24 protein-coding genes and 2 tRNA genes are annotated in these 25,956 nt (G+C 52.1%); 20 read left to right on the forward strand and 6 right to left on the reverse strand.

The genetic code is table 11. The features are described 5' to 3' along the window. The first annotated feature begins 123 nt into the window (after nt 1–123). Both K0335_RS18465 and K0335_RS18470 read left to right on the forward strand, forming a co-directional pair. A tRNA-Asp gene (locus K0335_RS18465) sits at nt 124–200 on the forward strand. A gap of 8 nt (nt 201–208) precedes the next feature. Then, nucleotides 209–284: transfer RNA gene (locus K0335_RS18470), tRNA-Trp, on the forward strand. Between the two features lie 95 nt (nt 285–379). Here the strand turns inward: K0335_RS18470 and hdfR are convergent. Beyond that, complete coding sequence (gene hdfR / locus K0335_RS18475) at nt 380–1,219, reverse strand: HTH-type transcriptional regulator HdfR (RefSeq protein WP_000379253.1); 840 nt, start codon at nt 1,217–1,219, stop codon at nt 380–382. A 118-nt stretch (nt 1,220–1,337) separates the two neighbouring features. Between hdfR and maoP the strand changes: the two genes are divergently transcribed. Beyond that, the gene (gene maoP, locus K0335_RS18480) at nt 1,338–1,676 is read left to right on the forward strand and encodes a DUF413 domain-containing protein (RefSeq protein WP_213720670.1); all 339 of its coding nucleotides are present in this window, start codon (nt 1,338–1,340) and stop codon (nt 1,674–1,676) included. A gap of 24 nt (nt 1,677–1,700) precedes the next feature. Here maoP and K0335_RS18485 read toward each other — a convergent pair whose 3' ends face one another. Next, on the reverse strand, nt 1,701–3,221 hold the full coding sequence (locus K0335_RS18485; RefSeq protein WP_104920384.1) for a YifB family Mg chelatase-like AAA ATPase: 1,521 nt from the start codon (nt 3,219–3,221) through the stop codon (nt 1,701–1,703). A gap of 352 nt (nt 3,222–3,573) precedes the next feature. Between K0335_RS18485 and ilvL the strand changes: the two genes are divergently transcribed. The 7 genes from ilvL (at nt 3,574) to ilvA (ending at nt 10,129) form a co-directional block, all read left to right on the forward strand. Beyond that, complete coding sequence (gene ilvL / locus K0335_RS18490; protein ID WP_001311244.1) at nt 3,574–3,672, forward strand: ilv operon leader peptide; 99 nt, start codon at nt 3,574–3,576, stop codon at nt 3,670–3,672. An 86-nt stretch (nt 3,673–3,758) separates the two neighbouring features. Next, nucleotides 3,759–3,809: a peptide IlvX gene (gene ilvX, locus K0335_RS18495; RefSeq protein ID WP_001387183.1), complete on the forward strand. Its 51-nt coding sequence runs from the start codon at nt 3,759–3,761 to the stop codon at nt 3,807–3,809. Between the two features lie 2 nt (nt 3,810–3,811). Then, on the forward strand, nt 3,812–5,458 hold the full coding sequence (gene ilvG, locus K0335_RS18500; protein WP_104920383.1) for an acetolactate synthase 2 catalytic subunit: 1,647 nt from the start codon (nt 3,812–3,814) through the stop codon (nt 5,456–5,458). Next, nucleotides 5,455–5,718 carry an acetolactate synthase 2 small subunit gene (ilvM, locus tag K0335_RS18505; RefSeq protein WP_000983255.1) on the forward strand — a complete coding sequence of 88 codons (264 nt, stop codon included), beginning with the start codon at nt 5,455–5,457 and terminating at the stop codon, nt 5,716–5,718. Before ilvG ends, ilvM begins: the two co-directional genes overlap by 4 nt. Nucleotides 5,719–5,737: 19 nt before the next feature. After that, nucleotides 5,738–6,667, forward strand: a complete 930-nt coding sequence (ilvE, locus tag K0335_RS18510) for a branched-chain-amino-acid transaminase (protein ID WP_000208520.1) — start codon at nt 5,738–5,740, stop codon at nt 6,665–6,667. A gap of 64 nt (nt 6,668–6,731) precedes the next feature. After that, nucleotides 6,732–8,582, forward strand: coding sequence for a dihydroxy-acid dehydratase (gene ilvD, locus K0335_RS18515; RefSeq protein WP_001127375.1), 1,851 nt, complete (start codon nt 6,732–6,734; stop codon nt 8,580–8,582). 2 nt (nt 8,583–8,584) lie between these two features. Then, a complete protein-coding gene (gene ilvA / locus K0335_RS18520; RefSeq protein ID WP_000785599.1) occupies nt 8,585–10,129 on the forward strand; it encodes a threonine ammonia-lyase, biosynthetic in 1,545 nt (514 codons plus the stop codon). On the opposite strand, the gene ilvY is transcribed toward ilvA, so the two are convergent. Then, nucleotides 10,126–11,016 carry an HTH-type transcriptional activator IlvY gene (gene ilvY, locus K0335_RS18525; protein ID WP_000365780.1) on the reverse strand — a complete coding sequence of 297 codons (891 nt, stop codon included), beginning with the start codon at nt 11,014–11,016 and terminating at the stop codon, nt 10,126–10,128. The genes ilvA and ilvY overlap by 4 nt on opposite strands. A gap of 149 nt (nt 11,017–11,165) precedes the next feature. On the opposite strand from ilvY, the gene ilvC reads away from it, so the two are divergent. Beyond that, a complete protein-coding gene (gene ilvC / locus K0335_RS18530) occupies nt 11,166–12,641 on the forward strand; it encodes a ketol-acid reductoisomerase (RefSeq protein WP_104920382.1) in 1,476 nt (491 codons plus the stop codon). A gap of 45 nt (nt 12,642–12,686) precedes the next feature. Here ilvC and ppiC read toward each other — a convergent pair whose 3' ends face one another. Continuing rightward, the gene (ppiC, locus tag K0335_RS18535) at nt 12,687–12,968 is read right to left on the reverse strand and encodes a peptidylprolyl isomerase PpiC (RefSeq protein WP_001140251.1); all 282 of its coding nucleotides are present in this window, start codon (nt 12,966–12,968) and stop codon (nt 12,687–12,689) included. Nucleotides 12,969–13,054: 86 nt separating this feature from the next. On the opposite strand from ppiC, the gene rep reads away from it, so the two are divergent. Continuing rightward, the gene (rep, locus tag K0335_RS18540; RefSeq protein WP_104920381.1) at nt 13,055–15,076 is read left to right on the forward strand and encodes a DNA helicase Rep; all 2,022 of its coding nucleotides are present in this window, start codon (nt 13,055–13,057) and stop codon (nt 15,074–15,076) included. Nucleotides 15,077–15,123: 47 nt separating this feature from the next. On the opposite strand, the gene gppA is transcribed toward rep, so the two are convergent. Then, on the reverse strand, nt 15,124–16,608 hold the full coding sequence (gppA, locus tag K0335_RS18545) for a guanosine-5'-triphosphate,3'-diphosphate diphosphatase (protein ID WP_104918334.1): 1,485 nt from the start codon (nt 16,606–16,608) through the stop codon (nt 15,124–15,126). Between the two features lie 135 nt (nt 16,609–16,743). Further along, nucleotides 16,744–18,009, reverse strand: a complete 1,266-nt coding sequence (gene rhlB / locus K0335_RS18550; RefSeq protein ID WP_000047508.1) for an ATP-dependent RNA helicase RhlB — start codon at nt 18,007–18,009, stop codon at nt 16,744–16,746. A gap of 130 nt (nt 18,010–18,139) precedes the next feature. Between rhlB and trxA the strand changes: the two genes are divergently transcribed. From trxA to rffG, 8 genes are all read left to right on the forward strand, one after another. After that, the gene (gene trxA, locus K0335_RS18555; RefSeq protein ID WP_001280776.1) at nt 18,140–18,469 is read left to right on the forward strand and encodes a thioredoxin TrxA; all 330 of its coding nucleotides are present in this window, start codon (nt 18,140–18,142) and stop codon (nt 18,467–18,469) included. A 138-nt stretch (nt 18,470–18,607) separates the two neighbouring features. After that, the gene (rhoL, locus tag K0335_RS18560) at nt 18,608–18,706 is read left to right on the forward strand and encodes a rho operon leader peptide RhoL (protein WP_032243086.1); all 99 of its coding nucleotides are present in this window, start codon (nt 18,608–18,610) and stop codon (nt 18,704–18,706) included. Between the two features lie 87 nt (nt 18,707–18,793). Continuing rightward, nucleotides 18,794–20,053 carry a transcription termination factor Rho gene (gene rho / locus K0335_RS18565; protein WP_001054527.1) on the forward strand — a complete coding sequence of 420 codons (1,260 nt, stop codon included), beginning with the start codon at nt 18,794–18,796 and terminating at the stop codon, nt 20,051–20,053. Nucleotides 20,054–20,280: 227 nt separating this feature from the next. After that, on the forward strand, nt 20,281–21,384 hold the full coding sequence (gene wecA / locus K0335_RS18570; RefSeq protein ID WP_001050960.1) for a UDP-N-acetylglucosamine--undecaprenyl-phosphate N-acetylglucosaminephosphotransferase: 1,104 nt from the start codon (nt 20,281–20,283) through the stop codon (nt 21,382–21,384). An 11-nt stretch (nt 21,385–21,395) separates the two neighbouring features. Beyond that, a complete protein-coding gene (gene wzzE / locus K0335_RS18575) occupies nt 21,396–22,442 on the forward strand; it encodes an ECA polysaccharide chain length modulation protein (RefSeq protein WP_000193463.1) in 1,047 nt (348 codons plus the stop codon). Nucleotides 22,443–22,497: 55 nt separating this feature from the next. After that, a complete protein-coding gene (gene wecB, locus K0335_RS18580; protein WP_000866672.1) occupies nt 22,498–23,628 on the forward strand; it encodes a non-hydrolyzing UDP-N-acetylglucosamine 2-epimerase in 1,131 nt (376 codons plus the stop codon). After that, nucleotides 23,625–24,887: a UDP-N-acetyl-D-mannosamine dehydrogenase gene (wecC, locus tag K0335_RS18585; protein ID WP_219394001.1), complete on the forward strand. Its 1,263-nt coding sequence runs from the start codon at nt 23,625–23,627 to the stop codon at nt 24,885–24,887. Before wecB ends, wecC begins: the two co-directional genes overlap by 4 nt. Then, nucleotides 24,887–25,954: a dTDP-glucose 4,6-dehydratase gene (gene rffG / locus K0335_RS18590; protein WP_104920379.1), complete on the forward strand. Its 1,068-nt coding sequence runs from the start codon at nt 24,887–24,889 to the stop codon at nt 25,952–25,954. The genes wecC and rffG overlap by 1 nt, the downstream gene beginning before the upstream one ends. The last annotated feature ends 2 nt before the right edge of the window (nt 25,955–25,956 follow it).

Genomic DNA, 25,956 nt, shown 5'->3' on the forward strand with positions numbered 1-25,956 from the left:
AGAAGTGAAACGCCGTAGCGCCGATGGTAGTGTGGGGTCTCCCCATGCGAGAGTAGGGAACTGCCAGGCATCAAATTTAGCAGTAAGCCGGTCATAAAACCGGTGGTTGTAAAAGAATTCGGTGGAGCGGTAGTTCAGTCGGTTAGAATACCTGCCTGTCACGCAGGGGGTCGCGGGTTCGAGTCCCGTCCGTTCCGCCACCCTAATTAGGGGCGTAGTTCAATTGGTAGAGCACCGGTCTCCAAAACCGGGTGTTGGGAGTTCGAGTCTCTCCGCCCCTGCCAGAAATCATCCTTAGCGAAAGCTAAGGATTTTTTTTGTCTGTAATAACCCTCTCCGAAGTAAATCTTTCCACCAGCATCCTTGCCAGTCATTCTGATTAATACACTTCATCCAGCACGTTAATTTTCAATAGATCGCGAATCAGCGCATGTTTATCGCTATTTTGCAGCCATATGGCATAGAGCGGGCGTGAAAGTGTTGTGCTATCGACAACGGTATGCAGGCCGCCTTTTTTACGCGCCCAGCTGACTGGTAGCCAGGTGCAACCATTAAGCATCGCAATCTGTTGCTGTGCCAGTTCAGCTGAACTCGTTGTCAGAATGGGAACTTCGTCAGCACCGATCAAACCTGCCTCATGCTGTTGAAAATCTGGCCCCCACTCTAATCGCAGATAATTTAGATCTCCCTTTAGTTTAGAAGGTGCACTGGTATAAAGCGCTAAAGTGAAATACCCCAGCAACTGACTGCTAAATTCGTCCATTTTGGGTGCTTCAGTAGTAATAAGAAGATCAAGCTGGCGTTCATGCAGCTGTTTTACCAGAGACTGCCGTTGGGCAATTCGCGCTTCGAACTGTAAACCTGTATGGGTATCCTGGTTTTGATACAAGCGTCCCAACCACTGATTAAGCATACATTCCCACAACGAGGCGCTGGCACCGATAGAAAACTCATTATGTCGTGAGGTATGCGCCACCTCCTTACGAGCGGCCTGCCAGGTACTCATGAGCGTTTCTGCATAGGGCAGTAGCTTTTCACCGGCAGCGGTTAAACGGATATTGTTTCTGTGGCGGGTGAAAAGGTTCACACCCAGTTGATTTTCCAGTTGTCTGATTCGAAAGCTCACTGCTGACTGGGTCAGATAGAGCGATTCAGCCGCTCGACCAAAGTGACGCGTTCGGCTAACTTCCAGGAAAGTTTTTAACAATTCCGTATCCACAGTGCTCTCCGCAAAATTATTTGTCGTTATGATTTAAATGTTTTGTTTTACACTCTGTCAAGCGTAACTAATACTCCGCGCCATAACTAGCTCGGTCAAAGAATTAGGAGCGTGCAGGATGGCGGAAAGCTTTACGACGACTAATCGATATTTCGACAATAAACATTATCCACGTGGATTCTCTCGTCATGGTGATTTCACCATCAAAGAGGCACAACTGCTTGAACGTCATGGTTATGCCTTCAATGAGCTGGATCTCGGCAAACGCGAGCCGGTTACCGAGGAAGAGAAACTCTTCGTAGCAGTATGCCGTGGCGAACGTGAGCCAGTGACAGAAGCAGAACGCGTGTGGTCCAAGTATATGACGCGTATCAAGTGTCCAAAACGTTTTCACACTCTTTCCGGTGGTAAACCGCAGGTTGAAGGTGCTGAAGACTACACCGATTCCGACGATTAATAAAAAGGGCGAAATGCCCTTTTTTTATGTCAGTAGTTTTTGTAAATGAATAAGCAAGCGATCGATAGCTCGATAGCTAACTGCCTCCTGTAAATGCTGGCGTGTGATGACGTCAGACTGATCAATATCAGCAATAGTTCTCGATACCTTCAGTAATCGTTGCCAGGCACGAATCGATAACCCCAGATGAAGCAGCGTTTCTTCCAGCCACTGGGCGTCTTCGCTCTCAAGCTTGCAGAATTGGCGTATTTCCGGGCTATCCAGCCAGGCATTCAGTTTATTCTGCCGCTTAAATTGGCGCTCTCTGGCGGCCATTACGCGTTGTTTAACGGTGGCGCTGTTTTCCCCCTGAACAACCGCTTTACTCAAAATACCGGGTGGCGGTAGTGGGATCTCCAGCGAGAGATCGAAACGGTCGAGAAAGGGGCCAGAGAGTCGATTGAGATAACGTAATGTTTGTTCTGGTGTGCAGCGGTTATGGTTTCCCTGATAATGTCCAGTAGGGCTGGGGTTCATCGCCGCAACAAGCTGGAAACGGGCCGGGTAGGTTATTTTGGCCCGCGTGCGTGAAAGATGGATCTGCCCGGATTCAATCGGCTCCCGCAAGGCATCCAGTGTACGTCGTTCAAATTCAGGTAGTTCATCAAGAAAAAGCACGCCGTTATGCGCCAGCGAAATTTCACCTGGCCCAGGAATTGCGCCTCCGCCCACCATCGCGGTTAACGACGCACTGTGATGTGGTGAGCGGAACGGGCGTTGCCGCCATTGTTTTTGTACTGATTCAGCATTTACCAGACTTAATATCGCAGCACTTTCCAGAGCCTCTTCATTGCTTAAATCTGGCAACAGGCCATTAATACGGCTGGCGAGCATTGTTTTACCTGTTCCCGGCGGTCCAATCAGTAAAAGGTTGTGCCCCCCTGCGGCGGTAATTTCCAGTCCTCGCTTTCCTTGCTCCTGACCGACAACATCACTGAGATCATGTTGTAATATCCGGGATACACCATCAGTTGGTTTCGGGCATTCGAGAGCATGTTTACCTTCCAGAAATGCACAGACAGCCTGCAGATGATCGGCTATCAGGCATCCTTCACCATTAATTAGCCCCACTTCATCTTCGTTGTCTTTCGCGACGATAATTTTTCTGCCCGACTTAATGGCTTCAGTTGCACTGGAGATTGCACCGGGAACGCCACGCAGAGCGCCTGTAAGCGCCAGTTCTCCAACTAATTCATATTCATCTAACTTATTGGCTGTAAGCTGTTCTGAGGCCGCCAGCAACGCAATGGCGATAGGTAAATCATATCGTCCCCCTTCTTTCGGCAGATCGGCTGGAGCAAGGTTGATGGTGATTTTTTTCGCCGGATATTCATATCCGCTATTGATAATGGCGCTGCGCACGCGATCGCGAGCTTCTTTTACCGTTGTTTCTGGTAAGCCCACCATCGTTAAGCCGGGTAGACCTTTACTGATATGTACCTCAACAGTGATTGGGGGCGCATTTACTCCCAGGGCTGCGCGGGTATGAACAATTGACAGTGACATAAGCCCTCCTTGAGTCACCATTATGTGCATAAGATATCACTGCTGTAGCCCGCTAATTCGTGAATTTTAGTGGCTGATTCCTGTTTATTTGTGCAAGTGAGGTTGAGTTATTCTGGCGGTGGAATGAGGCTCGCAAAAATACAGCGAACAAAGTCTGAACTACGAGTAAGGGAACAACATTCATACTGAAATTGAATTTTTTTCACTCACTTTTTTCTTATTAAAAAACAACAATTTCTATTGAAATTATTAAAGGCATCATAAAAATCGGCCAAAAAATATCTTGTGCAATTCCCAAATTCTATGGTAACTCTTTAGGTATTCCTTCGAACAAGATGCAAGAAAAGACAAAATGACAGCCCTTCTACGAGTGATTAGCCTGGTCGTGATTAGCGTGGTGGTGATTATTATCCCACCGTGCGGGGCTGCACTTGGACGAGGAAAGGCTTAGAGATCAAGCCTTAACGAACTAAGACCCCCGCACCGAAAGGTCCGGGGGTTTTTTTTGACCTTAAAAACATAACCGAGGAGCAGACAATGAATAACAGCACAAAATTCTGTTTCTCAAGATTCAGGACGGGGAACTAACTATGAATGGCGCACAGTGGGTGGTACATGCGTTGCGGGCACAAGGTGTGAATATCGTTTTCGGTTATCCGGGTGGCGCAATTATGCCGGTTTACGATGCATTGTATGACGGCGGCGTGGAGCACTTGCTGTGCCGGCATGAGCAGGGCGCGGCAATGGCGGCTATCGGTTATGCCCGTGCTACCGGCAAAACTGGCGTATGTATCGCCACGTCTGGTCCGGGCGCAACCAACCTGATAACCGGGCTTGCGGACGCGCTGTTAGATTCCATCCCTGTTGTTGCCATCACCGGTCAGGTGTCCGCTCCCTTCATCGGCACCGACGCATTTCAGGAAGTTGATGTCCTGGGATTGTCATTAGCCTGTACCAAACACAGCTTCCTCGTACAGTCTCTGGAAGAGTTGCCGCGCATCATGGCTGAAGCATTCGAAGTTGCCAGCTCAGGTCGTCCCGGTCCGGTTTTGGTCGATATCCCAAAAGATATCCAGTTAGCCAGCGGCGATCTGGAACCCTGGTTCACCACCGTTGAAAACGAAGTGACTTTCCCACATGCCGAAGTCGAGCAAGCGCGCCAGATGTTGGCAAAAGCGCAAAAACCGATGCTGTACGTTGGCGGTGGCGTGGGCATGGCGCAGGCAGTTTCGGCTTTGCGTGAATTTCTCGCTGCCACAAAAATGCCTGCCACCTGCACGCTGAAAGGACTTGGCGCAGTTGATGCGGATTATCCGTACTATCTGGGCATGCTGGGGATGCACGGCACCAAAGCGGCGAACTTTGCGGTGCAGGAATGTGACTTGTTGATCGCCGTGGGTGCACGTTTTGATGACCGGGTAACTGGCAAACTGAACACCTTCGCACCACACGCCAGTGTTATCCATATGGATATCGACCCGGCAGAAATGAACAAGCTGCGTCAGGCGCATGTGGCATTACAGGGCGATTTAAACACGCTGTTGCCTGCGTTACAGCAGCCGTTAAATATCAATGACTGGCAGCAACACTGCGCGCAGCTGCGTGATGAACATGCCTGGCGTTACAACCATCCTGGTGATGCTATCTACGCGCCGTTGTTGCTAAAACAACTGTCGGATCGTAAACCTGCAGATTGTGTAGTAACCACAGATGTAGGGCAGCACCAGATGTGGGCCGCGCAGCACATCGTCCACACTCGCCCGGAAAATTTCATCACTTCAAGCGGATTAGGCACCATGGGGTTTGGTTTACCGGCAGCGGTTGGTGCGCAAGTTGCGCGACCGAACGATACCGTCGTCTGTATCTCCGGTGACGGCTCTTTCATGATGAATGTGCAAGAGCTGGGCACCGTAAAACGCAAGCAGTTACCGTTGAAAATCGTCTTACTCGATAACCAACGGTTAGGGATGGTTCGACAATGGCAGCAACTGTTTTTCCAGGAACGATATAGCGAAACCACCCTTACCGATAATCCCGATTTCCTCATGTTAGCCAGCGCCTTCGGCATCCCTGGCCAACACATCACCCGTAAAGACCAGGTTGAAGCGGCACTCGACACCATGCTGAACAGTGATGGGCCATACCTGCTTCATGTCTCAATCGACGAACTTGAGAACGTCTGGCCGCTGGTGCCGCCTGGTGCCAGTAATTCAGAAATGTTGGAGAAATTATCATGATGCAACATCAGGTCAATGTATCGGCTCGCTTCAATCCGGAAACCTTAGAACGTGTTTTACGCGTGGTGCGTCATCGTGGTTTCCACGTCTGCTCAATGAATATGGCCGCCGCCAGCGATGCACAAAATATAAATATCGAATTGACCGTTGCCAGCCCACGGTCGGTCGACTTACTGTTTAGTCAGTTAAATAAACTGGTGGACGTCGCACACGTTGCCATCTGCCAGAGCACAACCACATCACAACAAATCCGCGCCTGAGCGCAAAAGGAATATAAAAATGACCACGAAGAAAGCTGATTACATTTGGTTCAATGGGGAAATGGTTCGCTGGGAAGACGCGAAGGTGCATGTGATGTCGCACGCGCTGCACTATGGTACCTCAGTTTTTGAAGGTATCCGTTGCTATGATTCGCACAAAGGACCAGTTGTATTCCGCCATCGTGAGCATATGCAGCGTCTGCATGACTCCGCCAAAATCTATCGCTTCCCGGTTTCGCAGAGCATTGATGAGCTGATGGAAGCGTGTCGTGACGTGATCCGCAAAAACAATCTCACCAGCGCCTATATCCGTCCGCTGATCTTCGTCGGTGATGTTGGCATGGGCGTAAACCCGCCAGCGGGATACTCAACCGACGTGATTATCGCCGCTTTCCCGTGGGGAGCGTATCTGGGTGCAGAAGCGCTGGAGCAGGGGATCGATGCAATGGTTTCCTCCTGGAACCGCGCAGCGCCAAACACCATCCCAACCGCGGCAAAAGCCGGTGGTAACTACCTCTCTTCTCTGCTGGTGGGTAGCGAAGCGCGCCGCCACGGTTATCAGGAAGGTATCGCGCTGGACGTGAATGGTTATATCTCTGAAGGTGCGGGCGAAAACCTGTTTGAAGTGAAAGACGGTGTGCTGTTTACCCCACCGTTCACCTCATCCGCGCTGCCGGGGATTACCCGTGACGCCATCATCAAACTGGCGAAAGAACTGGGAATTGAAGTGCGTGAGCAGGTGCTGTCGCGCGAATCACTGTACCTGGCGGATGAAGTGTTTATGTCTGGTACAGCGGCTGAAATCACGCCAGTGCGCAGTGTAGATGGTATCCAGGTAGGCGAAGGCCGTTGTGGCCCGGTTACCAAACGCATCCAGCAAGCCTTCTTCGGCCTCTTCACTGGTGAAACCGAAGATAAATGGGGCTGGTTAGATCAAGTTAATCAATAAATACAAAAAATGGGACGGCACGCACCGTCCCATTTACGAGACAGACACTGGGAGTAAATAAAGTATGCCTAAGTACCGTTCCGCCACCACCACTCATGGTCGTAATATGGCGGGTGCTCGTGCGCTGTGGCGCGCCACCGGAATGACCGACGCCGATTTCGGTAAGCCGATTATCGCGGTTGTGAACTCGTTCACCCAATTTGTACCGGGTCACGTTCATCTGCGCGATCTCGGTAAACTGGTCGCCGAACAAATTGAAGCGGCTGGCGGCGTTGCCAAAGAGTTCAATACCATTGCGGTGGATGATGGGATCGCTATGGGCCACGGGGGGATGCTTTATTCACTGCCATCTCGCGAACTGATCGCTGATTCCGTTGAGTATATGGTCAATGCCCACTGCGCCGACGCCATGGTCTGCATCTCTAACTGCGACAAAATCACCCCGGGGATGCTGATGGCTTCCCTGCGCCTGAATATTCCGGTGATCTTTGTTTCCGGCGGCCCGATGGAGGCCGGGAAAACCAAACTGTCCGATCAGATCATCAAGCTCGATCTGGTTGATGCGATGATCCAGGGCGCAGACCCGAAAGTCTCTGACTCCCAGAGCGATCAGGTTGAACGTTCCGCCTGTCCAACCTGCGGATCGTGTTCCGGGATGTTCACCGCTAACTCGATGAACTGCCTGACCGAAGCTCTGGGCCTGTCGCAGCCGGGCAACGGCTCGCTGCTGGCAACCCACGCTGACCGTAAGCAGTTGTTCCTCAATGCCGGTAAACGCATTGTTGAATTGACCAAACGTTACTACGAACAGGATGATGAAAGCGCACTGCCGCGTAACATCGCCAGTAAGGCGGCGTTTGAAAACGCCATGACGCTGGATATCGCGATGGGCGGATCGACTAACACCGTACTTCACCTGCTGGCGGCGGCACAGGAAGCGGAAATCGACTTCACCATGAGTGATATCGATAAGCTCTCCCGCAAAGTACCGCAGCTGTGTAAAGTCGCGCCGAGCACCCAGAAATACCATATGGAAGATGTTCACCGTGCTGGTGGTGTTATCGGTATTCTCGGCGAACTGGATCGCGCGGGGTTACTGAACCGTGATGTGAAAAACGTACTTGGCCTGACGTTGCCGCAAACACTGGAACAATACGACATCGTCGTGACCCAGGATGATGCGGTAAAAAATATGTTCCGCGCTGGCCCTGCGGGCATTCGTACTACACAGGCATTCTCGCAGGATTGCCGCTGGGATACGCTGGACGACGATCGCTCCAATGGCTGTATCCGCTCGCTGGAACACGCCTACAGCAAAGACGGCGGTCTGGCGGTGCTCTACGGTAATTTCGCAGAAAACGGCTGCATCGTTAAAACCGCAGGCGTCGATGACAGCATCCTCAAATTCACCGGCCCGGCGAAAGTATACGAAAGCCAGGACGACGCGGTAGAAGCGATTCTCGGCGGTAAAGTTGTCGCCGGAGATGTGGTGGTAATTCGCTATGAAGGCCCGAAAGGCGGTCCGGGGATGCAGGAAATGCTCTACCCAACCAGTTTCCTGAAATCAATGGGTCTCGGCAAAGCCTGTGCGCTGATCACCGACGGTCGTTTCTCTGGCGGCACCTCTGGTCTTTCCATCGGCCACGTCTCACCGGAAGCGGCAAGCGGCGGCAGCATTGGCCTGATTGAAGATGGTGACCTGATCGCTATCGACATTCCGAACCGAGGCATTCAGTTACAGGTAAGCGATGCCGAACTGGCGGCGCGTCGTGAAGCGCAGGAAGCTCGGGGTGACAAAGCCTGGACGCCGAAAAAACGTGAACGTCAGGTTTCCTTTGCCCTGCGTGCCTACGCCAGCCTGGCAACCAGCGCCGACAAAGGCGCGGTGCGCGATAAATCGAAACTGGGGGGGTAATGATGGCTGACTCACAACCCCTGTCCGGCGCCCCGGAAGGTGCCGAATATTTAAGAGCGGTGCTGCGCGCGCCGGTCTACGAAGCGGCGCAGGTCACGCCGCTACAGAAAATGGAAAAGCTGTCGTCGCGTCTTGATAACGTGATACTGGTGAAGCGCGAAGATCGCCAGCCGGTACACAGCTTTAAGCTGCGCGGTGCATACGCCATGATGGCGGGCCTGACGGAAGAACAAAAAGCGCACGGCGTGATCACCGCCTCTGCAGGTAACCACGCGCAGGGCGTCGCGTTTTCTTCTGCACGGTTAGGCGTGAAGGCGCTGATCGTCATGCCAACCGCCACCGCCGATATCAAAGTTGATGCGGTACGCGGCTTTGGCGGCGAAGTGTTGCTTCATGGCGCGAACTTTGACGAAGCAAAAGCGAAAGCGATCGAACTGTCACAGCAGCAGGGCTTCACGTGGGTGCCGCCATTCGATCATCCGATGGTGATCGCCGGGCAAGGGACGCTGGCACTGGAACTGCTCCAGCAGGACGCCCATCTCGACCGCGTATTTGTACCGGTCGGCGGTGGCGGCCTGGCGGCGGGCGTGGCGGTGTTGATCAAACAACTGATGCCGCAAATCAAAGTGATCGCCGTAGAAGCGGAAGACTCTGCCTGCCTGAAAGCGGCGCTGGATGCGGGTCATCCGGTTGATTTGCCGCGCGTGGGGCTGTTTGCTGAAGGCGTTGCGGTAAAACGCATTGGCGACGAAACCTTCCGTTTGTGCCAGGAGTATCTCGACGACATCATCACCGTCGATAGTGATGCTATCTGTGCGGCGATGAAGGATTTATTCGAAGATGTGCGCGCGGTGGCGGAACCCTCCGGCGCGCTGGCACTGGCAGGGATGAAAAAATATATCGCTCAGCACAACATTCGCGGTGAACGGCTGGCGCATATTCTTTCCGGTGCTAACGTGAACTTCCACGGCCTGCGCTACGTCTCGGAACGCTGCGAACTGGGTGAACAGCGTGAAGCGTTGCTGGCGGTGACTATCCCGGAAGAGAAGGGCAGCTTCCTGAAGTTCTGCCAACTGCTTGGCGGGCGCTCGGTCACCGAGTTCAACTACCGCTTTGCCGATGCCAAAAACGCCTGCATCTTTGTCGGCGTGCGCTTAAGCCGCGGCCTCGAAGAGCGCAAAGAAATTTTGCAGATGCTCAACGATGGCGGCTACAGCGTGGTTGATCTCTCCGACGACGAAATGGCGAAGCTACACGTGCGCTATATGGTTGGCGGGCGTCCATCGCATCCGTTGCAGGAACGCCTCTACAGCTTCGAATTCCCGGAATCACCGGGCGCGCTGCTGCGCTTCCTCAATACGCTGGGCACGCACTGGAACATCTCTCTGTTCCATTATCGCAGCCACGGCACCGACTACGGGCGCGTACTGGCGGCGTTCGAGCTTGGCGATCATGAACCGGATTTCGAAACCCGGCTGAATGAGCTGGGCTACGATTGCCACGACGAAACCAATAACCCGGCGTTCAGGTTCTTTTTGGCGGGTTAATGGTTCGGTAAAATCTTCCAGAAAGCCTCAATCAGCGGCTCATGCAGCCGCTTTTTTTGTGCACACACGCCCAGTTCAAACGGCGTTTTCTCATCGCTACGCTCCAGAATCATCACGCGGTTACGCACCGGTTCCGGGCTGTTTTCCAGCACCACTTCTGGCAACAATGCCACGCCGCAGCCGAGCGCCACCATCGAAACCATCGCTTCATGCCCGCCAACCGTGGCGTAAATCATCGGATTACTGATTTTATTGCGTCGGAACCACAGTTCAATGCGGCGGCGTACTGGTCCTTGATCGGCCATGATGAAGGGAATCGTCGACCAGTCCGGCTTCTCTACCGAAACCTGATTACGTACCGGGCAAGGCAGCGCAGGCGCGATCAGCACCACTGCCAGATTCTCCAGCATCGAAAATGCCACCGCACCGGGCAGCGTCTCCGGTTTCCCGGCAATCGCCAGATCCGCTTCGCCCGTTACAACTTTTTCCATTGCGTCCGCCGCATCACCAGTAGTGAGTTTAATCTCCACCGACGGGTGTTCCGCGCGGAAGCGATCCAGAATCGGCGGCAGATGGCTGTAGGCAGCGGTCACCGAGCAGAAGATATGTAATTCGCCAGAGAGGGACGGCCCTTGCTGGTCGATGGTGTGGCGCAGCTGCTGATACTGCAACAGTGTTTGCTGGGCGAAAACGCGCAGTTCTTCGCCCGCTTCCGTCAGCGTTACCGTGCGGTTATCGCGCACAAACAGCGGCTGACCGAGATCTTCTTCCAGGCGCTGAATCTGCCGTGAGAGCGTGGATGGACTAACGTGCATCGCCCGCGCGCTACGGCCAAAATGGCGGCTTTCCGCCAGATGCAGGAAGGTTTTCAGATCGCGTAAATCCAATGGCGCAGCCCTCAATGTTGACGTTGCAAAAATTGCAATGTGACGTTGTGAATATATCAATTTCCGCAATAAATTTCCTGTCATATAGTGAATTCAATCTCGCAAACGCGAACCGAACAATAAGAAGCACAACATCACGAGGAATCACCATGGCTAACTACTTCAATACACTGAACCTGCGCAAGCAATTGGCACAGCTGGGCAAATGTCGCTTTATGGGCCGCGACGAATTCGCCGATGGCGCGAGCTACCTTCAGGGTAAAAAAGTGGTCATCGTCGGCTGTGGTGCACAGGGTCTGAACCAGGGCCTGAACATGCGTGATTCTGGTCTGGATATCTCCTACGCTCTGCGTAAAGAAGCGATTACCGAGAAGCGCGCATCATGGCGTAAAGCGACCGAAAACGGTTTTAAAGTGGGTACTTACGAAGAACTGATCCCGCAGGCAGATCTGGTGGTTAACCTGACGCCGGACAAGCAGCACTCCGACGTGGTGCGCACCGTACAGCCACTGATGAAAGACGGTGCGGCGCTGGGTTACTCGCATGGTTTCAACATCGTCGAAGTGGGCGAGCAGATCCGTAAAGACATCACCGTAGTAATGGTTGCGCCGAAATGCCCTGGCACCGAAGTGCGTGAAGAGTACAAACGTGGATTCGGTGTACCGACACTGATTGCCGTTCACCCGGAAAACGATCCGAAAGGCGAAGGCATGGCGATCGCTAAAGCATGGGCGGCAGCAACTGGTGGTCACCGTGCTGGCGTGCTGGAATCGTCCTTTGTTGCGGAAGTGAAATCTGACCTGATGGGCGAGCAAACCATTCTGTGCGGTATGTTGCAGGCTGGCTCTCTGCTGTGCTTCGACAAGCTGGTGGAAGAAGGCACCGACCCGGCATATGCAGAAAAACTGATTCAGTTCGGTTGGGAAACCATCACCGAAGCCCTGAAGCAGGGCGGCATCACCCTGATGATGGACCGTCTCTCTAACCCGGCGAAACTGCGTGCTTATGCGCTGTCTGAACAACTGAAAGAGATCATGGCACCGCTGTTCCAGAAACATATGGACGACATCATTTCCGGCGAATTCTCCTCCGGCATGATGGCTGACTGGGCCAACGACGATAAGAAACTGCTGACCTGGCGTGAAGAAACCGGCAAAACCGCGTTCGAAACCGCGCCGCAGTATGAAGGCAAAATCGGCGAGCAGGAGTACTTTGATAAAGGCGTACTGATGATCGCGATGGTAAAAGCAGGCGTTGAGCTGGCGTTTGAAACCATGGTTGATTCCGGCATCATCGAAGAATCTGCTTACTATGAATCACTGCACGAACTGCCGCTGATTGCCAACACCATCGCCCGTAAGCGTCTGTACGAAATGAACGTGGTTATCTCTGATACCGCCGAGTATGGTAACTATCTGTTCTCTTACGCTTGTGTGCCGTTGCTGAAACCATTTATGGCAGAGCTGCAACCGGGCGACCTGGGTAAAGCTATTCCGGAAGGTGCAGTGGATAACGCGCAGTTGCGTGATGTGAACGAAGCGATTCGCAGCCATGCGATTGAGCAAGTAGGTAAGAAACTGCGCGGCTATATGACAGATATGAAACGCATTGCTGTTGCGGGTTAATAGAGATTCAGAGTTCAAGGCCTTCTCCTGGAGAAGGCCTTGCTGTTAGTTACGGTACAGCACCTTAATGATGTGGTAACCGAACTGGGTATGCAGCGGGCCAGTCGGCTCCAGTACCGGACAAGAGAAAACCACTTTATCGAACGCCGGAACCATCTGACCCTGGCGGAATTCACCTAAATCACCGCCGCGCTTCCCTGACGGGCAAATGGAGTGTTTCTTCGCCAGCTTGCCGAAATCGGCACCATTCTTAATCTGCTCGAGAAGATCCAGAGCCAGTTTCTCTTCTTTTACAAGGATATGCAGTGCTGCTGCTGTTTTTGCCATGATCGTGCCTTGAGTGGTAAGGATGAGGCTGGCTATACTACCACGCTGTTATTTTCCCCTCCCGACTTTCATTGAGCGATTTTCCTATGCGTCTAAACCCCGGCCAACAACAAGCTGTCGAATTCGTTACCGGCCCCTGCCTGGTGCTGGCGGGCGCGGGTTCCGGTAAAACTCGTGTTATCACCAATAAAATCGCCCATCTGATCCGCGGTTGCGGTTATCAGGCGCGACATATCGCGGCGGTGACCTTTACCAATAAGGCGGCGCGCGAGATGAAAGAGCGTGTCGGGCAGACGCTGGGTCGCAAAGAGGCGCGTGGGCTGATGATTTCCACCTTCCACACGCTGGGGCTGGATATCATCAAGCGTGAGTATGCGGCGCTTGGGATGAAAGCGAACTTCTCGTTGTTTGACGATACCGATCAGCTTGCTTTGCTTAAAGAGTTGACCGAGGGGCTGATAGAAGATGACAAAGTTCTCCTGCAACAACTGATTTCGACCATCTCTAACTGGAAGAACGATCTCAAAACTCCAGCGCAGGCGGCGGCAGAGGCAAAGGGCGAGCGTGATCGTATTTTTGCCCATTGTTATGGGCTGTATGATGCGCACCTGAAAGCGTGCAACGTTCTCGACTTCGACGATCTGATTTTATTGCCGACGCTGCTGTTGCAGCGCAATGAAGAAGTTCGCGAACGCTGGCAGAACAAAATTCGCTATCTGCTGGTGGATGAGTATCAGGACACCAACACCAGTCAGTATGAGCTGGTGAAACTGCTGGTGGGCAGCCGCGCGCGCTTTACCGTAGTTGGCGATGACGACCAGTCGATCTACTCCTGGCGTGGCGCACGTCCGCAAAACCTGGTGCTGTTGAGCCAGGATTTCCCGGCGTTGAAGGTGATTAAACTCGAGCAGAACTACCGCTCTTCCGGACGTATTCTGAAAGCGGCGAATATCCTGATCGCCAATAACCCGCACGTCTTTGAAAAGCGTCTTTTTTCTGAACTGGGTTACGGCACAGAGCTAAAAGTTTTAAGCGCGAATAACGAGGAACATGAGGCCGAGCGCGTTACCGGTGAACTGATCGCCCATCACTTCGTCAATAAAACGCAGTACAAAGATTACGCCATTCTTTATCGCGGTAACCATCAGTCGCGGGTGTTTGAAAAATTCCTGATGCAAAACCGCATCCCGTACAAAATATCTGGTGGTACGTCGTTTTTCTCCCGTCCTGAAATCAAGGATTTGCTGGCTTATCTGCGTGTGCTGACTAACCCGGACGATGATAGTGCGTTCCTGCGTATCGTTAACACGCCGAAGCGAGAGATTGGTCCGGCTACGCTGAAAAAGCTGGGCGAGTGGGCGATGACGCGCAATAAAAGTATGTTTACCGCCAGTTTTGATATGGGCCTGAGTCAGACGCTTAGTGGACGTGGTTATGAAGCATTGACCCGCTTCACTCACTGGCTAGCGGAAATCCAGCGCCTGGCGGAGCGGGAACCGATTGCCGCAGTACGCGATCTGATCCACGGCATGGATTATGAATCCTGGCTGTATGAAACATCGCCCAGCCCGAAAGCTGCCGAAATGCGCATGAAGAACGTCAACCAACTGTTTAGCTGGATGACGGAGATGCTGGAAGGCAGTGAACTGGATGAGCCGATGACGCTCACTCAGGTGGTGACGCGCTTTACTCTGCGAGACATGATGGAGCGCGGCGAGAGCGAGGAAGAGCTGGATCAGGTACAACTGATGACTCTGCACGCGTCAAAAGGATTGGAGTTTCCTTATGTCTACATGGTCGGTATGGAAGAAGGATTTTTACCCCACCAGAGCAGCATCGATGAAGACAATATCGATGAGGAGCGGCGGCTGGCCTATGTCGGCATTACCCGCGCCCAGAAGGAATTGACCTTTACGCTGTGTAAAGAACGCCGTCAGTACGGCGAACTGGTGCGCCCGGAGCCAAGCCGCTTCCTGCTGGAGCTGCCGCAGGATGATTTGATTTGGGAACAGGAGCGCAAAGTGGTCAGCGCCGAAGAACGAATGCAGAAAGGCCAAAACCATCTGGCAAATCTGAAGGCGATGATGGCAGCAAAACGAGGGAAATAATCAAGGCCGGGTAAGATACGCGAGCATCGCATCTGGCATATTACTCTTTAATGTACTTCCAACGGCCAGTGAACATAGCTTTGCCACTGGCTTTCCTGATCAATAATCTCTTTACCCAGCGGATGTTGGGTTAGCCAACCTTGCGGAAGCGTCAAGGTCAACAGTTCATGGTTGGCCTTTAATGTCATCTCTGGCACGAGATCGTCACGGCGACGGCTGGCAAAAATGATGGCCAGGCGTAGTAAACGGCAGAGTTGTTCCGCGACGCGCGGCGGTACGGCATTTTGCTGATGCAACGAGGAGAGATCTATTGGGTTCGTCTGGTTGAGTAGTAGCGTCGCCAGTAATTTTTTCTGTGCAGGCGTAAAACCGGGAAGATCCAGATTACGCACCAGATAAGCAGCATGTTGCGGCGCTTGTTTGAAATCAACGCTCAGACCTATTTCATGAAGCTGACAGGCGCTGATGAGCAAATCACGGCTAATCGCTTCAAGATGCCATTCGTTTTCCACCTGATCGAAGAAATTAGCCGCAACTTTGGCTACTCGCTGAGCCTGATCAATATCGATCATAAAGCGGCGTTGAATATTACGCAGCGTACGGCTGCGAATATCCTGCTCGACGGCCAGATGCAACATGCCGTAGACCAGGCCTTCACGCAGTGCACCGCCAGCCAGGGTCATACACTGAATATTCAGTTCGGTAAAAATGGCTATCAGGATCGCCAGACCACTCGGGAATACTAACGCGCGTTCCAGCGTCAGTCCGTCGATCTCCAGTTCCTCCAGTCGACCACAATGAATGGCGCGCTGTTTCAGTTGCTGCAACTTTTCCAGGGTAATGCGTTCATCCATCCCCTGTGCCATCATGATTTCTTGTAAGGCCTGCACAGTGCCGGAAGCACCAACGCATACTTTCCAGCCGTGATACCGCAATTCATCGGCAACCGGACGTAACACTTCGCGCGCGGCTTGTTCGGCAGCGACAAAGTTTTCCTGCCCCAGATTACGATCGGCAAAATAGCGTTCCAGCCAGGTGACGCAGCCCATCGACAGGCTGAACAACGAGGTGGTTTGTGCGCCCGTGCCGGTTACCAGTTCAGTACTGGCGCCGCCGATATCCACCACCAGGCGCTGATCGGCACCGCCAGTGGTGTGAGCAACGCCCTGATAAATCAGGCGAGCTTCTTCTTCACCGCTGATCACTTGTACCGGACAACCGAGGATTTCCTGTGCTTTGGCGATAAAATCACCGGCATTGACGGCAAGGCGCAATGTCGCCGTGGCGACAACGCGAATTTGCGAGGGAGGGATATCTTGCAGACGTTCAGCAAACAGGCGCAAACATTGCCAACCGCGCTCCATTGCTTCATTAGACAGGGCATTTTCGCTGTTCAGGCCCGCAGCCAGACGCACTTTGCGTTTAATTCGCGTCAGCGTCTGGATGCTACCAGCCACCTCGCGCACAACCAGCATATGAAAACTATTCGAACCGAGATCAATAGCGGCATAAAGCGACGAGGTGGAACTCATACTCTTCATCCTTCAATCTGTCTCTGCGTTGGCTGCATTCTTTCACCTGAATCACTTACTACAGTAAGCTCATCGGGATTCATTCTCTTGCCATCTTGATACAGTTTGAATGATTTTGAGTATGACATTTTTTATTTAACCTGAACGACGACGATTACGCGGAGCGCCAGTACGACGCGGACCATTGCCTGTGCGCGGGCGCGTGAGGCGCAGCGGTTTTGGCAGATCGGTCATCAATGCGTCCGGATTGTATTTGCTTACCGGAATTGAGTGACCAATATAGGTCTCAATAGCAGGCAAATTCAATGCATACTCTTCACAGGCTAGGCTGATAGAGTGACCGCTTGCGCCTGCGCGACCTGTACGACCAATACGGTGAACGTAATCTTCACAGTCATCGGGTAAATCGTAGTTAAAGACGTGCGTCACCGCAGGGATGTGCAAACCACGCGCAGCAACGTCGGTGGCAACCAGAATATCCAGATCGCCACGGGTAAATTCATCAAGGATACGCAGACGTTTTTTCTGCGCGACATCGCCTGTCAACAAACCGACACGATGACCATCTGCTGCCAGGTGGCCCCAGATCTCTTCACAACGATGTTTGGTGTTGGCGAAAATAATCGCTCGGTCTGGCCATTCTTCTTCAATCAGCGTTTGCAGCAAACGCATTTTTTCTTCGTTAGAAGGGTAGAAAAGCTCTTCTTTTATACGGTGGCCCGTTTTCTGTTCCGGTTCCACTTCAATATATTCGGCATTGTTCATCTGCTCGAATGCCAGTTCGCGTACCCGGTACGAAAGCGTGGCGGAGAACAGCATGTTGAGGCGCTGGTTTGCAGGCGGCATACGGCGGAACAGCCAGCGGATATCTTTAATAAAGCCCAGATCGTACATGCGATCGGCTTCGTCCAGTACCACCACTTGAATGGCACCGAGGTTAATGTGGTTCTGCTTGGCGTAGTCAATTAAACGACCCGTGGTGCCAATCAGAATGTCAACGCCGCTTTCCAGCACTTTCAGCTGTTTGTCGTAGCCATCACCACCGTAAGCCAGACCCAGCTTCAGGCCGGTAGCTTGCGCCAGTGGCTCCGCATCGGCGTGGATCTGCACGGCAAGTTCACGCGTCGGTGCCATAATTAAGGCACGCGGCTGATTCACCTTGCGATCGGCAATCGCGGGATGAGAGAGAAGATAATGAAACGTTGACGTAAGAAACGCCATCGTTTTCCCGGTACCGGTTTGCGCCTGCCCGGCTACGTCACGACCCGCCAGCGTCAGCGGAAGGGCCAGTGCCTGAATGGGCGTACAGTTATGAAACCCTTTTTTTTCAAGGGCTTCTACAACCTTCGGATGCAGGGCGAAGTCGGAAAACTTCTGTTCTGTTAAATGTGTTTTGCTCATAGTGTGGTAGAATATCAGCTTACTATTGCTTTACGAAAGCGTATCCGGTGAAATAAAGTCAACCTTTAGTTGGTTAATGTTACACCAACAACGAAACCAACACGCCAGGCTTATTCCTGTGGAGTTATATATGAGCGATAAAATTATTCACCTGACTGACGACAGTTTTGACACGGATGTACTCAAAGCGGACGGGGCGATCCTCGTTGATTTCTGGGCAGAGTGGTGCGGTCCGTGCAAAATGATCGCCCCGATTCTGGATGAAATCGCTGACGAATATCAGGGTAAACTGACCGTTGCAAAACTGAACATCGATCAAAATCCTGGCACTGCGCCGAAATATGGCATCCGTGGTATCCCGACTCTGCTGCTGTTCAAAAACGGTGAAGTGGCGGCAACCAAAGTGGGCGCACTGTCTAAAGGTCAGTTGAAAGAGTTCCTCGACGCTAACCTGGCGTAAGGGAATTTCATGTTCGGGTGCCCCGTCGCTAAAAACTGGACGCCCGGCGTGAGCCATGCTAAGTTAATGTTGACTTCGTATTAAACTTACCTTATTAAGTTTGAATCTTGTAATATCCAACGCTTCCCGTTTTATCTAATGCGAAGTGAACAGATTTCTGGTTTGTCACTCAATCCGTCTTGTCGTTTCAGTTCTGCGTACTCTCCTGTGACCAGGCAGCGAAAAGACATGAGATGATGACCGTAAACAGGCATGGATGATCCTGCCATACCATTCACAACATTAAGTTCGAGATTTACCCCAAGTTTAAGAACTCACACCATTATGAATCTTACCGAATTAAAGAATACGCCGGTTTCTGAGCTGATCACTCTCGGCGAAAATATGGGGCTGGAAAACCTGGCTCGTATGCGTAAGCAGGACATTATTTTTGCCATCCTGAAGCAGCACGCAAAGAGTGGCGAAGATATCTTTGGTGATGGCGTACTGGAGATATTGCAGGATGGATTTGGTTTCCTCCGTTCCGCAGACAGCTCCTACCTCGCCGGTCCTGATGACATCTACGTTTCCCCTAGCCAAATCCGCCGTTTCAACCTCCGCACTGGTGATACCATCTCTGGTAAGATTCGCCCGCCGAAAGAAGGTGAACGCTATTTTGCGCTGCTGAAAGTTAACGAAGTTAACTTCGACAAACCTGAAAACGCCCGCAACAAAATCCTCTTTGAGAACTTAACCCCGCTGCACGCAAACTCTCGTCTGCGCATGGAACGTGGCAACGGTTCTACTGAAGATTTAACCGCTCGCGTACTGGATCTGGCATCACCTATCGGTCGTGGTCAGCGTGGTCTGATTGTGGCACCGCCGAAAGCCGGTAAAACCATGCTGCTGCAGAACATTGCCCAGAGCATTGCTTACAACCACCCGGATTGTGTGCTGATGGTTCTGCTGATTGACGAACGTCCGGAAGAGGTAACCGAGATGCAGCGTCTGGTAAAAGGTGAAGTTGTTGCTTCTACCTTTGACGAACCCGCTTCTCGCCACGTTCAGGTTGCGGAAATGGTGATCGAGAAGGCGAAACGCCTGGTTGAGCACAAGAAAGACGTTATCATTCTGCTCGACTCCATCACTCGTCTTGCGCGCGCTTATAACACCGTTGTTCCGGCGTCAGGTAAAGTGCTGACCGGTGGTGTGGATGCCAACGCCCTGCATCGCCCGAAACGCTTCTTCGGGGCGGCGCGTAATGTGGAAGAGGGCGGCAGCCTGACCATCATCGCTACCGCGCTTATCGATACCGGTTCCAAGATGGACGAAGTTATCTACGAAGAGTTTAAAGGTACAGGCAACATGGAACTGCACCTCTCTCGTAAGATCGCTGAAAAACGCGTCTTCCCGGCTATCGACTACAACCGTTCCGGTACCCGTAAAGAAGAGCTGCTCACTACTCAGGAAGAACTGCAGAAAATGTGGATCCTGCGCAAAATCATTCACCCGATGGGCGAAATCGATGCAATGGAATTCCTCATTAATAAACTGGCAATGACCAAGACCAATGACGATTTCTTCGAGATGATGAAACGCTCATAAATTTGTTTTATGCCAAAAACGCCACGTATTTACGTGGCGTTTTACTTTTATATCTGTAATCTTAACGGCGTTATAACAAATACGAGTTATGTTTGTTTATTGCGCATAACACGAATCACGTGGTTGTTTTTTGGACAAGGTCGGTGGGTTCAGAGCAGAGTTTCCCTTCTGAATAAAGGCCTTCGTGGTTATACTTCTGCTAATATTTTTCTCTGAGAGCATGCATTGTGAATTTACTGACAGTGAGTACTGATCTCATCAGTATTTTTTTATTCACGACACTGTTTCTGTTTTTTGCCCGTAAGGTGGCAAAAAAAGTCGGTTTAGTGGATAAACCAAACTTCCGCAAACGTCACCAGGGATTGATACCTCTCGTTGGGGGGATTTCGGTTTACGCAGGGATTTGCTTCACGTTCGGAATCGTCGATTACTATATTCCGCATGCATCTCTCTATCTCGCTTGTGCCGGTGTGCTTGTGTTCATTGGCGCGCTGGATGACCGTTTTGATATCAGCGTAAAAATCCGTGCCACCATACAGGCCGCTGTTGGCATTGTTATGATGGTGTTCGGCAAACTTTATCTCAGTAGTCTGGGTTATATCTTTGGCTCCTGGGAGATGGTGCTCGGACCGTTTGGTTACTTCCTGACGCTATTTGCCGTCTGGGCGGCAATTAATGCGTTCAACATGGTCGATGGCATTGATGGCTTGCTGGGCGGGTTATCCTGCGTCTCGTTTGCAGCAATCGGGATGATTTTGTGGTTCGACGGGCAAACCAGCCTCGCAATCTGGTGCTTTGCGATGATCGCCGCCATTCTGCCATACATCATGCTTAACCTTGGTATCCTGGGTCGCCGCTACAAAGTCTTTATGGGTGATGCGGGCAGTACGCTGATTGGTTTTACCGTTATCTGGATCCTGCTGGAAACGACTCAGGGAAAAACGCACCCAATAAGCCCGGTTACTGCATTATGGATTATCGCCATTCCGCTAATGGATATGGTGGCGATTATGTACCGTCGCCTGCGTAAAGGCATGAGCCCATTCTCTCCTGACCGTCAGCATATTCACCATTTGATCATGCGTGCCGGGTTTACTTCCCGCCAGGCATTTGTGCTGATTACCCTTGCCGCAGCACTGCTCGCTTCTATTGGCGTGCTGGCAGAATACTCTCATTTTGTCCCGGAATGGGTCATGCTGGTGCTCTTTTTGCTAGCATTCTTCCTCTATGGATATTGCATTAAGCGTGCCTGGAAAGTTGCTCGCTTTATTAAGCGCGTAAAACGCAGACTGCGTAGAAATCGTGGTGGCAGCCCCAATTTAACCAAATAAATGAGGATGTAATGACGCAACCAATGCCTGGGAAACCAGCCGAAAATGCTGAAAATGAACTGGATATTCGTGGGTTGTTTCGTACCTTGTGGGCTGGGAAGCTGTGGATTATTGGCATGGGGCTGGCGTTTGCGTTAATCGCGCTGGCTTATACTTTTTTTGCTCGACAGGAGTGGAGCGCGACGGCGATTACTGATCGTCCAACAGTGAATATGCTGGGGGGATACTACTCGCAGCAGCAATTTTTGCGTAATCTCGACGTCCGTTCAAACATGGCTTCTGTCGACCAACCTTCGGTCATGGACGAAGCCTATAAAGAGTTTGTTATGCAACTGGCCTCGTGGGATACCCGCCGCGATTTCTGGTTGCAGACAGATTATTACAAACAGCGGATGGTCGGGAACAGCAAAGCCGATGCGGCGTTGCTGGATGAAATGATCAACAATATCGTGTTTATTCCCGGTGACTTCACTCGCGCGGTCAACGACAGCGTTAAGCTGATTGCCGAAACTGCGCCTGACGCTAATAACCTGTTACGTCAGTATGTTGCTTTTGCCAGCCAGCGTGCAGCCAGCCATCTGAATGATGAGCTGAAAGGCGCATGGGCGGCGCGCACCATCCAGATGAAAGCTCAGGTGAAGCGTCAGGAAGAGGTGGCGAAAGCCATCTACGACCGCCGGTTGAACAGTATTGAACAGGCGCTGAAAATTGCCGAGCAGCATAACATCTCTCGCAGTGCGACAGATGTGCCAGCGGAGGAACTGCCTGATTCTGAGTTATTTTTACTGGGTCGTCCGATGCTCCAGGCGCGACTGGAAAATTTACAGGCCGTCGGTCCGGCCTTTGATCTCGACTATGATCAGAATCGGGCCATGTTAAACACCCTGAATGTTGGTCCAACCCTGGATCCGCGTTTTCAGACCTATCGCTATTTGCGTACGCCGGAAGAACCGGTAAAACGCGATAGCCCACGTCGTGCCTTCCTGATGATTATGTGGGGCATTGTCGGGGGTCTGATCGGGGCTGGTGTCGCATTAACCCGCCGTTGCTCGAAATAGCAACACTGCTGCGGTGAGCGCAAAGGCGCTCGCCGCTTATTCGAAGAGAATCGATGTGAAAGTACTGACTGTATTTGGTACGCGCCCGGAAGCCATCAAGATGGCGCCGTTGGTGCATGCGTTGGCAAAAGATCCTTTTTTTGAGGCTAAAGTTTGCGTCACTGCGCAGCATCGGGAGATGCTCGATCAGGTGCTGAAACTCTTTTCCATTGTACCTGACTACGATCTCAACATAATGCAGCCAGGACAGGGCCTGACAGAGATAACCTGTCGGATTCTGGAAGGGCTAAAACCAATTCTTGCCGAATTCAAACCAGACGTCGTGCTGGTTCACGGTGATACGACGACGACGCTGGCAACCAGCCTGGCAGCGTTTTATCAGCGTATTCCTGTTGGTCACGTTGAGGCTGGTCTGCGCACGGGCGATCTCTATTCGCCGTGGCCGGAAGAGGCTAACCGTACATTGACCGGGCATCTGGCGATGTATCACTTCTCTCCAACCGAAACTTCCCGGCAAAACTTGCTGCGTGAAAACGTTGCTGACAGCCGAATCTTCATTACCGGTAATACCGTTATTGATGCACTGTTATGGGTGCGTGACCAGGTGATGAGCAGCGATACGCTGCGTTCAGAACTGGCGGCAAATTATCCGTTTATCGACCCCGATAAAAAGATGATTCTGGTGACCGGTCACAGGCGTGAGAGCTTTGGTCGTGGTTTTGAAGAAATCTGCCATGCACTGGCAGACATCGCCACCACGCACCAGGACATCCAGATTGTCTATCCGGTGCATCTCAACCCGAACGTCAGAGAGCCGGTCAATCGCATTCTGGGGCACGTGAAAAATGTCATTCTGATCGATCCTCAGGAGTATTTACCGTTTGTCTGGCTGATGAACCACGCCTGGCTGATTTTGACTGACTCAGGCGGCATTCAGGAGGAAGCGCCTTCGCTGGGGAAACCGGTGCTGGTGATGCGCGATACCACCGAGCGTCCGGAAGCGGTGACGGCAGGTACGGTGCGTCTGGTAGGCACGGATAAGCAGCGAATTGTCGAGGAAGTGACGCGTCTTTTAAAAGATGAAAACGAATATCAAACTATGAGCCGTGCCCATAACCCGTATGGTGATGGTCAGGCATGCTCTCGCATTCTGGAAGCGTTAAAAAATAATCGGATATCACTATGAGTTTTGCGACCATTTCTGTTATCGGACTGGGTTATATCGGGCTGCCAACGGCGGCAGCGTTTGCCTCACGGCAAAAACAGGTGATTGGTGTTGATATCAACCAACACGCGGTTGATACCATCAATCGTGGCGAAATCCATATCGTCGAGCCTGATTTGGCGAGCGTAGTAAAAACTGCCGTAGAAGGCGGTTTTTTACGAGCGAGCACGACGCCGGTTGAAGCGGATGCCTGGCTGATTGCTGTACCCACGCCGTTTAAAGGCGATCATGAGCCTGATATGGCTTACGTTGAATCGGCTGCTCGCTCCATTGCGCCAGTGCTGAAAAAAGGCGCGCTGGTGATCCTTGAGTCCACCTCGCCGGTGGGTTCAACCGAGAAGATGGCAGAATGGTTAGCAGAGATGCGTCCGGACCTGACTTTCCCACAGCAAGTGGGCGAGCAGGCGGACGTCAACATTGCTTACTGCCCGGAACGCGTGTTACCGGGCCAGGTTATGGTCGAGCTGATTAAAAACGATCGCGTGATTGGTGGTATGACGCCGGTTTGTTCGGCCCGTGCCAGCGAACTGTACAAAATTTTCCTCGAAGGTGAGTGTGTCGTCACTAACTCACGGACGGCGGAAATGTGTAAACTCACCGAGAACAGCTTCCGCGATGTGAATATCGCTTTTGCTAACGAACTGTCGCTGATTTGCGCCGATCAGGGGATTAACGTCTGGGAACTGATTCGCCTGGCGAATCGCCACCCACGCGTCAATATTCTTCAACCTGGCCCTGGCGTGGGTGGTCACTGCATCGCTGTTGATCCGTGGTTTATCGTGGCACAGAATCCGCAGCAGGCGCGGCTTATCCGTACCGCGCGTGAAGTGAACGATCACAAACCGTTCTGGGTGATTGATCAGATCAAAGCGGCGGTTGCCGACTGCCTGGCCGCTACCGATAAACGCGCCAGTGAGCTGAAAATTGCCTGTTTTGGTCTGGCGTTTAAACCGAATATTGATGACCTGCGCGAAAGTCCGGCAATGGAAATCGCTGAATTGATCGCTCAGTGGCACAGCGGCGAAACGCTGGTTGTTGAACCTAACATTCACCAGTTGCCGAACAAACTGAATGGGCTTTGTACTCTGGCGCAGCTTGACGAGGCGCTGGCAACGGCAGATGTACTGGTGATGTTGGTCGATCATAGTCAGTTCAAAGTTATCAATGGCGACAACGTCCATCAGCAGTATGTCGTCGATGCCAAAGGAGTCTGGCGCTAATGAGAAAGATTCTGATAACAGGCGGTGCCGGGTTTATTGGCTCGGCGCTGGTGCGTTATATCATCAACGAGACGAACGATGCGGTGGTGGTGGTCGATAAGCTGACCTACGCCGGAAACCTGATGTCGCTGGCACCGGTTGCGCAAAGCGATCGCTTTGCCTTTGAGAAAGTTGATATCTGCGATCGGGCAGAGTTGGCTCGTGTTTTCACAGAACATCAGCCAGACTGCGTCATGCATCTGGCAGCTGAAAGCCATGTTGACCGTTCTATTGACGGCCCGGCAGCGTTTATCGAAACCAACATTGTCGGGACTTATACACTGCTTGAAGCGGCGCGGGCTTACTGGAATGTGCAGGCAGAAGACAAAAAATCGGCGTTCCGTTTTCATCATATCTCCACCGACGAAGTATACGGTGACCTGCATTCCACAGATGATTTCTTCACCGAAACCACGCCGTATGCGCCGAGCAGCCCTTATTCTGCTTCAAAAGCCAGCAGCGACCATCTGGTGCGCGCCTGGCTGCGGACCTACGGTCTACCGACGTTGATTACCAACTGCTCTAATAACTACGGTCCTTACCACTTTCCGGAAAAACTGATCCCGCTGATGATCCTCAACGCGCTGGCGGGTAAACCGCTGCCGGTATATGGCAACGGGCAGCAAATCCGTGACTGGTTATATGTTGAAGATCATGCCCGTGCGCTGTATTGCGTGGTGACCACCGGGAAAGTCGGTGAAACCTATAATATTGGTGGTCACAACGAGCGTAAGAATCTCGAGGTTGTGGAAACCATCTGCGAGCTGCTGGAAGAACTGGCCCCGAATAAACCGCACGGTGTGGCGCACTATCGCGATCTGATTACCTTTGTCGCTGACCGTCCAGGGCATGACCTACGCTATGCCATTGATGCTTCGAAAATTGCCCGTGAACTTGGCTGGCTGCCGCAGGAAACCTTTGAAAGTGGAATGCGTAAAACAGTGCAGTGGTATCTGGCTAATGAAAGCTGGTGGAAGCAGGTGCAGGACGGCAGCTATCAGGGTGAGCGTTTAGGTCTGAACGGCTAATT

This window comes from Escherichia sp. GZ89 (assembly GCF_019366485.1).
GTDB classification, from domain to species: Bacteria; Pseudomonadota; Gammaproteobacteria; order Enterobacterales; family Enterobacteriaceae; genus Escherichia; species Escherichia fergusonii.

What these genes read in the sequence shown, in the direction of transcription:
- maoP (WP_213720670.1), top strand. Translation starts at nt 1,338, where the DNA reads ATGGCGGAAAGCTTTACGACGACTAATCGATATTTCGACAATAAACAT.
- ilvG (WP_104920383.1), top strand. Translation starts at nt 3,812, where the DNA reads ATGAATGGCGCACAGTGGGTGGTACATGCGTTGCGGGCACAAGGTGTG.
- ilvM (WP_000983255.1), top strand. Translation starts at nt 5,455, where the DNA reads ATGATGCAACATCAGGTCAATGTATCGGCTCGCTTCAATCCGGAAACC.
- trxA (WP_001280776.1), top strand. Translation starts at nt 18,140, where the DNA reads ATGAGCGATAAAATTATTCACCTGACTGACGACAGTTTTGACACGGAT.
- rffG (WP_104920379.1), top strand. Translation starts at nt 24,887, where the DNA reads ATGAGAAAGATTCTGATAACAGGCGGTGCCGGGTTTATTGGCTCGGCG.
- ilvE (WP_000208520.1), top strand. Translation starts at nt 5,738, where the DNA reads ATGACCACGAAGAAAGCTGATTACATTTGGTTCAATGGGGAAATGGTT.
- ilvL (WP_001311244.1), top strand. Translation starts at nt 3,574, where the DNA reads ATGACAGCCCTTCTACGAGTGATTAGCCTGGTCGTGATTAGCGTGGTG.
- ilvC (WP_104920382.1), top strand. Translation starts at nt 11,166, where the DNA reads ATGGCTAACTACTTCAATACACTGAACCTGCGCAAGCAATTGGCACAG.
- rhlB (WP_000047508.1), bottom strand. Translation starts at nt 18,009, where the DNA reads ATGAGCAAAACACATTTAACAGAACAGAAGTTTTCCGACTTCGCCCTG.
- K0335_RS18485 (WP_104920384.1), bottom strand. Translation starts at nt 3,221, where the DNA reads ATGTCACTGTCAATTGTTCATACCCGCGCAGCCCTGGGAGTAAATGCG.
- ilvA (WP_000785599.1), top strand. Translation starts at nt 8,585, where the DNA reads ATGGCTGACTCACAACCCCTGTCCGGCGCCCCGGAAGGTGCCGAATAT.
- ilvD (WP_001127375.1), top strand. Translation starts at nt 6,732, where the DNA reads ATGCCTAAGTACCGTTCCGCCACCACCACTCATGGTCGTAATATGGCG.
- wecC (WP_219394001.1), top strand. Translation starts at nt 23,625, where the DNA reads ATGAGTTTTGCGACCATTTCTGTTATCGGACTGGGTTATATCGGGCTG.
- rhoL (WP_032243086.1), top strand. Translation starts at nt 18,608, where the DNA reads ATGCGAAGTGAACAGATTTCTGGTTTGTCACTCAATCCGTCTTGTCGT.
- rep (WP_104920381.1), top strand. Translation starts at nt 13,055, where the DNA reads ATGCGTCTAAACCCCGGCCAACAACAAGCTGTCGAATTCGTTACCGGC.
- wzzE (WP_000193463.1), top strand. Translation starts at nt 21,396, where the DNA reads ATGACGCAACCAATGCCTGGGAAACCAGCCGAAAATGCTGAAAATGAA.
- ppiC (WP_001140251.1), bottom strand. Translation starts at nt 12,968, where the DNA reads ATGGCAAAAACAGCAGCAGCACTGCATATCCTTGTAAAAGAAGAGAAA.
- rho (WP_001054527.1), top strand. Translation starts at nt 18,794, where the DNA reads ATGAATCTTACCGAATTAAAGAATACGCCGGTTTCTGAGCTGATCACT.
- gppA (WP_104918334.1), bottom strand. Translation starts at nt 16,608, where the DNA reads ATGAGTTCCACCTCGTCGCTTTATGCCGCTATTGATCTCGGTTCGAAT.